Source organism: Eubacterium limosum, from assembly GCF_000807675.2.
Lineage (GTDB): Bacteria > Bacillota > Clostridia > Eubacteriales > Eubacteriaceae > Eubacterium > Eubacterium limosum.
In genome coordinates this window covers 4,277,938-4,290,456 of sequence record NZ_CP019962.1, presented here as the reverse complement: position 1 = coordinate 4,290,456, position 12,519 = coordinate 4,277,938, and the positions used below count along the sequence as shown (strand labels likewise).

Here is a 12,519-nt window from a genome sequence, read left to right as displayed (position 1 = left end):
AGTGGTGCGATTTAACCTGAATTTAACATTGGTTTAACATTCTCTGCACGAATCCGGCGGCTTTCTTTGATATGATTACCGTAATGTTAAATTTAGGTTAATCATGAAGGAGAATGAATAATGAAAAGATCTTTGTCTTGGATCGCGGCATTGACAGTGCTGGTTCTGCTGTCTTTTTCGTTTTCTGGCTGCGGCAATGAGGAACTGCCTGCCTATTCAAGCGAAATTTCAGGAGAGATAAACGGCGGGGGCTCCACCTCTGTTCAAAAAATTATAGACGCCGAGGGCGCGGAATTTGGGGCACTGCATCCGGCGGTAAAATTTACCTACAGCGGCACTGGTTCTTCAGATGGCATTAAAAACGCTGCGAATGGGACATATTCCTTTGGTTGCGCTTCCAGAGAGCTAAAGGAGTCAGAAAAGACAGATCTGACTGAGCTGGTATTTGCCTATGACGGCATCGCAGTGATCGTCAATGACGAAAACTCTGTAGAAGATTTGACCAAAGATCAGATTAAGGCGATTTACACCGGGAAGATTACTAACTGGAAGGAAGTCGGCGGTGAAGACCGCCCCATAGCGGTGGTATCGAGAGAAGACGGCGCCGGAACACGAACCGCGGTGGAAGAGCTTCTGGATTTTACAGAACAGCTGAAGCCCAGCGCTACAGTCAAGGAGGGCAACGGCAATGTCCAGTCCACAGTCTCGGCAAATCCCAATGCCATCGGCTATGTGTCCATTACCTTTGTGGACCGCTCTGTCAAACCACTCAGGGTAGACGGGGTGGAGGCGACCATGGAAAATGTGCTAAATGAAAGCTATGGCCTGTCACGGCCATTTTTAGCGCTTTATAATGAAAAAAACCTCACACCGCAGACCAGAGCTTTTCTTGATTTTATTATGACAGACGAGGGACAGACCATTGTAGAAAAAAATGGCGGAATCAGCGTGAGATAGGATTCTGCTTTTAAAATAAAATTCTTTAAGAAAGTGAGATCATTTACTTGGAAGAAAAGAAACAAACCAAAGTAGGCGAGAAAGTTGTTGAAAAGATTTTTTTACTTTGCGCCCTTGTATCGATCATCAGCGTCGTTACCATTACCATCTATGTATTTGTCAATGGGCTGGAGCCTTTTGTTAACGGCTCTTACTCCTTCTGGAAGTTCATTTCAGGGACAGAATGGCGGCCTGGATCAGATATGTATGGTATTTTTTACATGATTGTCGGCTCAGTTTACGCGACCCTGGGGGCCATTGTCATTGGTGTACCCATCGCGCTGCTGACGGCTGTGTTTATCTCAGAGCTGGCAGGCACACGGATTGGAAAAATAGTCCGGTTTGCCGTTGAGCTGCTGGCTGGTATTCCCTCAGTGCTGTACGGTGTTTTTGGCCTTGGGATCATTGTGCCCTATGTGCTGAAAATTTCGCCTATGGCCCAGGGTGAATCCCTTTTAGCGACGATCATTGTCTTGGCCGTCATGATCCTGCCGACGGTGGTCAGCATCTCTGAAACCTCCATATCCGCGGTCCCTGACGCGTACCGCGAGGGTTCCCTGGCCCTGGGCGCGTCTAAGATCCAGACCATTTTCAAGGTGATTATCCCAGCAGCCAGATCGGGTATTATCACAGGTATTATTTTGGGCATCGGACGGGCGATTGGTGAGACCATGGCGGTTATGCTGGTATGCGGTAATCCTATCGCCGGTATTCCCACCAGCCTCTTTGACCAGATCAGGCCATTAACCACCAATATTGCCCTTGAAATGGGCTATGCTTCTGGGGTACATCAGCAGCTTCTGTTCTCCACCGGTGTGGTTCTGTTTGTATTTATTATGATCATCAATTTTATCGTTAATAAATTTGTCGAATCAAAAATTGGAGGCTGAGGAGCATGAGCAGAAAAGTAAAAGACAATTGCGTAAAGGGAATTATTTACGCTGCCACAGCCATTACTCTTGGTATTTTATTATTTATCATTGGCTTTATCTTTGTAAAAGGGATTGGTATGGTGGACTGGAACTTTATCACCCGCGATTTTAATGATAAGGTCGGCTATCAGATGGCAGAAAAAAAAGAGGTTCCTCTCTCGATCAATGAAGCGGATCTTTTGTCAAAATCGGATTACTATAAAAAGTATGAAACGCCGGATGGCGAGCCGCTTTATATCGAGTCTTTAGGGGCGGCTATTATGAAGGTCGACTATTCAAAGAGAAATGAACAGCACAAACAGGTGGTTTTCAGTTATATCGAAAAAGACTCGAGCTTAAATGCCACGAAGGATACAACGGGTAAGGGCACAGCGGTCAAAACAGATTATGTGCTTGAGAGCGTGGATGGCACCGACGTGACGGATTTATCACTGCAGGAAATCGCCCAGCTGATCGACGATGGCGGCAGTACGCTCAAGCTGAAGGTGGTCAACCCAGGCGGTGGTATTTTCAGCAATATTATCACCACACTGTATATGGTGTTCCTGTCACTGATCATTGCGCTGCCAATCGGTATTTTGGCGGCCATATACATGACCGAATATGCCAAGCCAGGCAGACTGGTCAACGCGATCCGGTTTGCCACAGAGTGTCTCTCGGGTATTCCGTCGATTATCTTTGGTCTCTTTGGGATGGCGTTTTTCGTTGTCGCACTGAAATTTCAGATATCCTTACTGTCAGGCAGTTTAACGGTGGCGATTATTCTGCTTCCGGTTATTATAAGAAGCACGGAAGAAGCCCTTAAAACTGTTCCAATCAGCTATCGTGAAGGTTCACTGGCTCTTGGCGCAACCAAGCTTCAGACAGTGTTTAAAGTAGTGCTGCCTTCGGCGGTTCCTGGTATTGTGACTGCGGTGCTCCTGAGTATTGGCCGGGTAATCGGCGAATCGGCAGCGCTGCTGCTGACGGCGGGGACCGTTGCGCAGATTCCAGGAACGTTGTTTTCACCGGGAAGCACACTGACGGTTCAGGCTTACTATGTGGCTAAGGAAGAGGGAAACATTGAGCTGGCCTGTGCCATTGGCATTGTCATTGTATTGATCGTTATTGTATTGAATATTTTATCGAGGCTGGCAGCAGACAAGCTGGATGTTGCCCATAAGAAATAGACGAGGTTAAAATGGATAAGAAGAAAAAATTTGATGTGAAGGATCTGGATTTATATTACGGCGATTTTCAGGCCCTGAAGAAAATCAATATTGATATTTATGAGAATGAAGTAACTGCTTTTATCGGTCCCTCCGGCTGTGGTAAATCCACATTTTTACGCTGCCTGAACCGTATGAATGATTTAATCGACTCTGTCCGTATTGAGGGGACGCTGAATTTTGACGGCAAAAATATTTATGAAAAAGATACGGATGTTATCCAGCTCAGAACAAAGGTGGGCATGGTTTTTCAGAAGCCTAACCCATTCCCGATGAGTATTTATGACAATATCGCCTATGGTCCAAAATGCCAGGGCTTGAAAGATAAGAAGAAACTTGATAAAATTGTCCATGACAGCCTGGTGAGCGCTGCGCTGTGGGATGAGGTCAGCGACCGTCTGGGCAAGTCGGCACTTGGCCTTTCCGGCGGGCAGCAGCAGCGTCTCTGCATTGCCCGAACCATTGCCATGCAGCCAGAGGTTATTCTGATGGATGAACCAACCTCTGCCCTTGACCCTATTGCCACTTCAAAAATTGAAGACCTGATGGAGGAGCTTAAAAAGGATTATACCATTATTATCGTAACACACTCCATGCAGCAGGCGGCCAGAATCTCAGACAGGACTGCGTTTTTCCTTATGGGAGAAATCATCGAGTATAATGAAACCAACACCATTTTTATGAATCCGGAAGATAAACGTACTGAAGATTACATTACCGGACGATTTGGTTGATAAAGGAGCGAATAATGAGAGAAGTTTATAATGAAGAATTAAAAACCATTAAGAATGAAATTCTGCTGATGTCTTCTCAGGCAGAACGGATGCTGTCCGATTCAATTACAGCGCTGGAAGAACAGAATGTAAAACTGGCCAGAAGTGTTATCAGCCGTGATGATATCGTGGATTTAAAGGAAATTCAGCTTCAACAGATTGTCAGTGAGGTTATTGCAAGACAGCAGCCGGTCGCAGGGGATTTGAGAAGGCTTTCTTCAACCTATAAGATTATTACAAATCTTGAGAGAATCGCGGATTTAGCGGTTAATATCTGCCAAAAAGTGATCTGTCTGCGCAAAGAGGAATACTATAAAAAACTTGATAATATTCCGCAGATGGCAAAGATGGTGGAAGACCAGCTGAAAATGTGTATAGAGGCTTATATTGATGAGGATATCAGCAAAATGGACGATGTGATCCGGTATGAGGATGAAATTGACCGTTTGAACAATACCCTGCACAGTGACTGTATTGCAGAAATCAACAAAAATCCGGAGATGGCTCTTCAGGCCATGAGTTTTTCCTTTATTGGGAGTCATCTGGAGAGAATCGGCGATCATGCCACCAATATTTTTGAAACAGTATATTTTATTGTGACCGGAAATTATATGGATTTTAATGATTTAAACACAATTCCTGAAGACGAGTAAGTTCTAGCTTTTATTTTTGACCAGAGTAGCTTTTTACTCTGGTCTTTTTCTTTTTAATGCAAAATAATCAATGATTCTTGACGCGGAGAATCGTGCCTGTTATAATGAGACATAGTCTATAGTGATTTTAATTTAATAACGTTTTTAAAACGTAAAAAGGGCAAATCTGTTGAAAGGCAGAGACGCAAAACTAAAGGGCCTGAAGCCGGTAAACGGTAATGGCAGCCAGCTGCTACGGAAATCCATCATCATCGGTGGACACCGCACGGCTGCGCCCTTTCGCAGCCGTTTTTTGTTCATACGAGCGTAATGAGATAAGCGGTAAAAGACTGGGAGTACTTATATAAGAGAAGGAAAGGAAAAGAACATGAAAAAATGGTTAGCTTGTTTTATGTCAGTTGTTATGCTGTTTGCGAGCTTTCCGGTATCTATTCTGGCGGAAGAATCAGGACAGGAGCCTGCTGCCCAAATGACAGAGAATGATACCGTGACAGAAAATCAGGAAGAGGGTGAGACAGCGGAAAGTGCGGAGAAGCCATCTTCTGAGGCGGTTGAGTCTCCTGAGCCTCAGCCGGAAAATAAAGAGGCAGGTGTCATCTATGCAGGAGCGTCTGCTGACCTGGTGGGAAATATCGAGGTGGAAATCCACTTTAACCAGCCGAAGACAAAGCTGTCAGAAACAGCAGTCCTGACTCTGGCAGCCAGCGACGGTACGTCCAAGGAAATTCCTTTAAAGGATGTCATCAGTGAAAAAGCCACAACGGATTTTGGCAGCAGGAGCATCCAGTATAAGACACTGCTTTTTGACAGAGATTCCAATGGAGTGGACAGCAGCAACGTTCTTTGCAATGAGCAGGAGCCCGATGCGAAGATTTATTTTGCCAATGTCAATTTTTACAGCCTGCCAATTGGCGACTACACCGTCACAGTCTCTGACAAGGGGATGGTACCAGCCCAGGCGCAGGTAAGCCTCCAGGGCAGCTCCAAGCGTGTCGAATTTATGGGCGGTTCAATTTTAACAGGCGATGTCGACCAAAACGGCAGCATTGACGATGCCGATTACGATGCGGTCATGAAAAGCCTTGGTTCTTCTGAAGCAGACTGTGACCTGAATGGAGATGGAACCGTGGATATTGTCGATCTGGTCTATTTACAGGAAAATATGGGTGTGTCCCATGACTCAGGAAAAGTACAGATCAGTGACACCTCCCCGATTGTAGATCCCGGCAACGTGACTTTCGAAAAAGATAAAACGGATCCTGTGACGATAAAAAGCGGCGATATTGCCCAGCTTTTCAGCACAGCCTCCGATCAGGCAGGCATGGTTCAGTTTGCCAGGGAGGATGGAAGCAGCATTTCAGAGGATACGCCTCTGTTAATTCCGCTTGTAATGAAGGAGCCAGTCGTAGCGACAGAGCTTCGCATTGCCCCAAGTGAACTGGGGCTTGAAAATGCGCCAAAGAGGGGAACCATTGAGGTGACCGATGAATTTGAAGAGATACATAGCTATAAGTTTGACCTTCAGGACAAGGCGGATTATCTCTTTTTAACCGATGAAGCCTCCCCGTCAACCATTGTTGTTGACCTGAAAGGGCAGGTCGCGATTAAAAAGGTTACGATCATTGTAAAAGAAACCAATAAGGCGAGCAGTAATTTGGCGGAAATTTCAAAGGTTGAATTCTTGAATAATACCAAGGATAAGATTGTCGAGCAGGTGACGAGCATCCCGACAAACGTTCAGGTAGCCTCTGGCAATGAAAGCCTGAGTGTCAGCTGGGAAGCACAGAGTAATGTAACAGGCTATGAGGTCAAAATGAGTTATACGGACCCCAAAAGCGGTAAGGCAGAGACTGTACTGACGCCTGTGGATGGAACTTCCCTGACGATCAGTGATCTGACCAACTTTGTGGAGTATAAAATTTCGGTTCAGTCTGTTAACCGATCAGAGGGCGGAAACTGGGAAAGCGGCTTTAGCGCGCCCGTAATAGGAATACCGCTGCCAACCTCAGTGCCTGAGCAGCCAGAGGGGATCACGCTAAAAGGCGGATACCGCCAGATTACAGTTAACTGGGAAAAACAAAAAAATTCTACCGGATATAATGTCTACTACCGTGAAAAGGGAAACGGTGAATACACCAAGGTTGGGGGTTTAGAAAACACCAGCTATGTGATTGAAAACCTTAAGGATCAGGCTGAATATGAGGTTTATCTGACCGGCTATAACGCCATTGGCGAAGGGGCAAAATCATCTGTATATACCTGCGCCACAGAATCCATCGAGCCGCCGGTTACCTCAAATTATAAGCTGATCAACCGTGCCGGTGAGATTAACCAGCCCACTGCCCATATTAAGGACGTCACTTATCCCTATTTAAAGGAAAGTGATTATGAACAGGCCTATGATAAATTTGATATTGTGGACAATGACTATTCCTCGTATTGGAACTATGGGGGCTGGGATGCCGGCGGCTGGTCAGGCAAGCTTCAGGCGCCGGTCGTAGAATTTGACCAGTCCTATGAAATGAATGATATAGTGCTGGTGCGCGGCGAAGGTGAGCCAAGTACTTATAACGCATACATGAAAATCCGCTGGTGGGATGAGGCCGGGCAGGCACACGACCTGAACATCGGAAAAGATTTTGTGGTTCAGGCGAAAAAGAGCACCAATGGAAAAGAATACTACCGTATCCGCATCAATGAAAAGATTAAACCTGTAAAAATTCAGATGAATCCGGCGCTCTACTGGCCAGGCGCTCCGAATGCGCGCTGCCGCATTTCGGAAATAAAATTCTACGCCTATGACAGTCTGGCAGATGAAACAAACGCTCTGTTCGTGGATGATTTACATGTGGAACTGAGGGACAGTGTAACCATGGAGGTTGTGGATAAGCTTATTGAGCGCGCCAATACTCCAGATGCTGTGAGCGGAGAGTTCCATCCGGATAAGGATTCCATCCTTTCAGAGCTCACGCTGGCAAAAGCGATTCTGAGTGAAACCAATATTGATGATACGGTTCTTGTGGACCAGAATGTATCAAACGCCAAAAATGGCAATCTGGGCTTTGCCATGGCGCTGAATGATTTTCAGCCGCTGGGCCTGGCCGCAAAAGCAGGCGATACCATCAATGTTTATGTGGGAACAGAAGGGAGTGTCCTCCCGCAGCTTGTCTATACTCAATACCATCCTGACGTCAAAACAGGCTGGAGCAAGACCGTTAATTTAAAGAAAGGGAAGAATGAAATTACCCTTGAGCAGATTGGCGGCGAAGATAGTGAACGCGGCGGAGCCCTGTATATCCGTTATCCAAACGCCAGCCCATCCGGTAAGGATATCAAGGTAAGAGTGGCGGGAGCAACAAAGATCCCGTACTTGAATTTAACGGGAATTACAGATGAAAATGACTCAAAAGCAGCGATCCAGTCCTATATTAAAGAACTGAAAGATTTTGTCGCCAAAGTGCCGGACATGTATGCCGGTGAAGAATCGAAATATCAATGGGATAAAAAATCCAGCATTTACAACAGTACAGATATTATGACAAACCAGATGCTGCTTTCTGTGCCGGCGACAGCTGTGCTCGAAGCCCTTAACGGCAGCGAAAGCGAACAGATTGAACAGCTTTATCAGAATAGCCTGGCCATGGAACAGCTGATGGACATCACCTATAATTCAAAAGGACTGTCCAGAGATGCGGAGGATGCAAAAGATAAATGGCCTGGTTCCAGAATTAATATCCGGTATACCCGTATGTTTACCGGCGCGTTTATGTATGCTACCGGCCAGCATATCGGCATTGAGTATGGCTCAGTCGGCGGCATGACACACGGACGGCCACATACGAAACAGGCGGATGGAACCATGGGAGGCGGAAACCTCTATGGCTGGGGGATCGCCCATGAAATTGGACATGTGACCGATGAGGGTGACATGGTCTACGGTGAAACCTCCAATAATATTCTGTCTCAGCTTGTAAAAACCTTTGACGAAAAAGCAGAAGCACGGGCCGATTACCCTGGGATTTACCAGAAGGTCACTTCTGGCACAAAGGGCTACGCGAGCAATGTATTCACACAGCTGGGCATGTTCTGGCAGCTGCACCTCGCGTATGATGATACCTACAACAATCTCGATGATCCCGACAGCTTCTATGGCCGCCTGTATCAAAATTACCGAAGAAATACGATGAAGACAGATAAGGATAACCTGTTAATCCGTATGGCGAGTGATACAGCCAAGAAAGACTTAACCGCTTATTTTGAAAAGTGGGGATTGACGCCAAACGAAGAAACCATTGAATATGTGAGCAAGTATCCCAAAGAGGAACGGGCAATCTACTACCTGAACGACGGCGCCAGACACAAACGGATTGAAAAAGCGCCGGCGATGGCTAAGAATACAAAGGTTGAGGCGACTCTGAACCATAAAGTGGAAGATGGGAAGGACTCAAAACAGATTAGTTTCAATTTGGGCGTAAACAAAAGTTCCGAAGCGATTTTAGGCTATGAAATTATCCGAAATGGCGAGGTAGTTGGCTTTACAACAGACAATACCTATACAGACGTGATTTCCTCCATGAACAATCGTGTGCTGAAATACGAGGTGGTCGCTTATGACAATTACCTGAATAAAACCGAAGCTTTGGCGCTCGAACCGATCAAAATCCAGCATGACGGCAGCATCGCGAAGACAAAATGGACCATGGATACAGATATGACTTCGGAAGGCGATGAATATATCGAGGATTGTACGGGCTCAGGTTTAAGCCACCCGGCGCTGGCCAAGCTCTATGACAATGATTATAGCAGTATCTATGAAGGAACTAAGACCACAAACAATCCGCAGATTACCATCAATCTGCATGAAAATATGCCTGTTGTCGGCTTTAAATACACAGCAGCAGTAAAAGATGGAGCCTTTGTGGAGAATACCATCAAAAATTATACCATCCAGGTAAGTGAGGATGGTGTGAAATGGCAGGATGCCGCAAAGGGCAGCTTCGCAATGACCACAGAAAAGCCTGAAGCGACCGTTTACTTTAATGAAAAGGACCAGGAGGGTGCGAACCAGCTGATCACCTACCGGGCAGAGTATGTGCGGATCATAGCAAATGGTGCAGCAGGCGTAAGCGCGGCAGAGTTTGATATTATTGGACCTCCGGGAGATAATGTGGAGCTTGAGCAGAATGGCATAGGACTATTGGAAGAGGATTTCGTCTATGATCCAGACCAGCCGGCCATTAAAGCTGGATCCCTTATCTTTACAGGCAGCTATCGCGGACATCCGGGCTTTAATGCTGTGCTGCTGAAAGATCAGGACGGCAACAATGTTGTCGGTAAGGATAATGAAGCAGCAAGTATCTTTATGGCCAATATACCGGAAAATGGTAATATCGGTGAAATCAGCCAGGGAACCTGGATTTACTGGATTGATAAGGAGCAGCTGGATATGAAGAAGCTTCCGGGGGCGGTTAAGGTTGAGCTATACCGAGTTAATAACATGGAAACAAATGAAGGGCAGCGCCTGACCAGTGATACATTTGACGTAGAATTACCCGATAGCCTGCCGAACATCAGGCTGACCGGCGAACAGATACCAGAGGAATAGGAGAGCAGTAATGAAGCAAAATAAAAAACTGAGAAAAATAGGCATAGGCTGTCTTGCAACCCTCATGGCAATCCTTTTTTCAATGCCAGTCATGGCAGCAGATAACGGACCTGAGCTGTTGGTCACAAAAGGAGAAAGCGCGAATCAGGTTAATCTTACGCTGACGAATCTGGGGGATAAAGCCATTAAAGGCTTTTCCCTTGAATTAAAAATTTCCGGTGACGGAGCAGCCTTTACCGGAACAATCCAGGCAGGCAGTACCCTCAGCACAGAGGACAGCCGTGTGAAAATTATCACAAAAAATGATGGAAAAGAAGCCACGCTGGCCGTTACCCGAAAAGGGCAGCTGCCAGCAGGCAAAATTGACATCGGCACGCTGACAGTTAAGGGAAAAACAGGTGAAAAATACACCATTGAAGCTAGCCATCTTGAAATGGTTGATGTTTCGGATTATCAGAAGAGCACAGTTGAGCTAATCGGACTGGATAAAGATTCCGACGATAATCTGGTTATCGAGCATCAGGATACATCAGATCCTGATCAAAAGCCGGACACCAGGCCAGATAGTCCGGAAAACGGCCAGGACAATGAGAATCCAGACAGCACAGAAAATCTTGCTGCGCCGTCGTCCGCTGCGCCATACGGTTCTGGAAACCCATCGACCGGCGTCATTACAGACCCTGGCGCCGCGGCCTTTATAACATCGGGCATACTTATTGTCATGCTGGCAGGGCTGATGGCCTTTAAACGCAAAAAAATCTTATAAAAAAATGAAAACAAAAATCCCGCTGATAAACTCAGCGGGATTTTTGTTTTTGAGAAATTGATTAATCTTTTCAGGCGTTAAAGCTAGAAAAAAGGAGGACGGTATTAATAAATAATACACAGTATTTTAATAAATATTGGGAACCGTTTAAATTGTTTGGGGAAAGGGGTGTTACACACCACCCCTTTTGGCGTTTTAAAATGGCAGATTTTAATCCCAAACAAGTGTCAAATATTGAGCGATGATTAAATTGTTGGAGATGTAGGTTCTGTGTTCATTGAAGTCCAACCATGTACACGGGAAGGAGGAGAAATAAAAAATCCTTCTCCGGGTGCGAAGAAGGATAAAAAATACTAACATGGTACATGGTAGCTCTCAAACCCTCTAAATCGGAGGCACTTAAGAATAAACTCCTATATAGGTCTTCTGGCTCGGTAATATCATCCGGTTTCCCTTCCCATCCGTGAGGACAGTGGATTGAAACGGGCATTTTACCTTACAGCTGCGATTACAGCAAAGGATTTTCACCTTTTTCCCTTGAACATAGGATCATTCAATATTTAACTAACCATATGATACACCAGATATTGTGGTTTGTCAAGGGTGAAAACGAAAGAAGGCTACAATGTTAAAAAAAGGTCAAAAAAGAACGGGCGATACGGCTCAGGGTATGTCCCTTTCGCCAGATCAGGGCTACCTGCGTATTCAGAACTTTGGCGTCAATATTTTTACAGACAGTATCGGCAGAGGCGATGATCCGGCTGGCGGAGCTGGGGATTACCGCAACGCCGATGCCAGCATTGGCCCACATGAGAGACGTCCGGGCATCATCATTTTTGCAGACCGCCTTTGAGGGCAAGCCTGCCGATTCAAAAGCGCCTTCAATCAGAGACTCAAAGCGGCGATAATAGATCAGCGGCTTTTGGGACAGCGCCTGGAGGGTAATAATATCAGAGTTGATGCTCTCAAAAAAAGCAGGAGTGCCAACTGCTACCATGGGCTCAGACTCTAAAAAATGTGTTTCAAATCCTTCTGAATGAAAGGGCGTGCGGACAATACCGAGCTCGATGATGCCAGCATTTAAGAAATCGATAACCTGAAAAGTGGTACCTTCGTGAAGCTCGAACCGGATATGCGGGTGCAGGGAATGAAAAGCCGGGAGCGCGTCCGACAAAATGATAGCGCCGGAAGAAGAGATAGTGCCGAGGGTGAGCGTGCCCTCCAGGCCGTCGTGAATATCGCGGAGCTCCTGCACGGTCTGTTCTGCCAGTGTGAGCAGGGTACAGCCCTTTTCATACAACACTCTGCCTGCTTCGTTCAGCGTGATTTTTCTGGCGCCGCGCTCCATCAGCGTGACACCCAGCTCGAATTCCAGCTGTTTGATCTGCTGGCTGAGCGGAGGCTGAGAGAGATTTAGCTTTTTAGCCGCGGCGGAGATTGTCCCCTCCTCCACCACTGTTTTAAAATAAAGCAGCTGTTTGAGATCCATTGTGACTCCTTTCTATTTGTTTTTTATATAGAAGATATATAAACTAAATATTATTCATATGGTTGTTTTTATGATAACATAGTCCTGATAAGACGTA

The 12,519-nt window shown here is 46.0% G+C and carries 8 protein-coding genes and 2 riboswitches; of the genes, 7 read left to right on the top strand and 1 reads right to left on the bottom strand.

Annotation, left to right across the window (positions count from 1 at the left end):
- Positions 1–120: 120 nt before the first annotated feature.
- The 7 genes from B2M23_RS20160 (at position 121) to B2M23_RS20130 (ending at position 10,933) form a co-directional block, all read left to right on the top strand.
- Positions 121–957 (top strand): phosphate ABC transporter substrate-binding protein, encoded by an 837-nt coding sequence (locus B2M23_RS20160; protein WP_038351269.1) that lies wholly within the window; start codon positions 121–123, stop codon positions 955–957.
- Between the two features lie 47 nt (positions 958–1,004).
- Entirely contained in the window at positions 1,005–1,886 is an 882-nt protein-coding gene (gene pstC, locus B2M23_RS20155) for a phosphate ABC transporter permease subunit PstC (protein ID WP_038351270.1), read from the top strand.
- Positions 1,887–1,891: 5 nt separating this feature from the next.
- On the top strand, positions 1,892–3,097 hold the full coding sequence (gene pstA, locus B2M23_RS21760) for a phosphate ABC transporter permease PstA (protein ID WP_038351271.1): 1,206 nt from the start codon (positions 1,892–1,894) through the stop codon (positions 3,095–3,097).
- Between the two features lie 11 nt (positions 3,098–3,108).
- On the top strand, positions 3,109–3,870 hold the full coding sequence (pstB, locus tag B2M23_RS20145) for a phosphate ABC transporter ATP-binding protein PstB (RefSeq protein WP_038351272.1): 762 nt from the start codon (positions 3,109–3,111) through the stop codon (positions 3,868–3,870).
- Positions 3,871–3,884: 14 nt separating this feature from the next.
- Positions 3,885–4,562, top strand: coding sequence for a phosphate signaling complex protein PhoU (phoU, locus tag B2M23_RS20140; protein ID WP_038351273.1), 678 nt, complete (start codon positions 3,885–3,887; stop codon positions 4,560–4,562).
- 149 nt (positions 4,563–4,711) lie between these two features.
- Positions 4,712–4,799: riboswitch (cyclic di-GMP riboswitch) on the top strand.
- A gap of 130 nt (positions 4,800–4,929) precedes the next feature.
- Positions 4,930–10,167 (top strand): fibronectin type III domain-containing protein, encoded by a 5,238-nt coding sequence (locus B2M23_RS20135; RefSeq protein WP_038351274.1) that lies wholly within the window; start codon positions 4,930–4,932, stop codon positions 10,165–10,167.
- 10 nt (positions 10,168–10,177) lie between these two features.
- Positions 10,178–10,933, top strand: a complete 756-nt coding sequence (locus B2M23_RS20130; RefSeq protein WP_038351275.1) for a hypothetical protein — start codon at positions 10,178–10,180, stop codon at positions 10,931–10,933.
- A gap of 399 nt (positions 10,934–11,332) precedes the next feature.
- Positions 11,333–11,495, bottom strand: a riboswitch (cobalamin riboswitch).
- A gap of 66 nt (positions 11,496–11,561) precedes the next feature.
- On the opposite strand, the gene B2M23_RS20125 is transcribed toward B2M23_RS20130, so the two are convergent.
- On the bottom strand, positions 11,562–12,422 hold the full coding sequence (locus tag B2M23_RS20125; RefSeq protein WP_038351276.1) for a LysR family transcriptional regulator: 861 nt from the start codon (positions 12,420–12,422) through the stop codon (positions 11,562–11,564).
- Between the last annotated feature and the right edge of the window lie 97 nt (positions 12,423–12,519).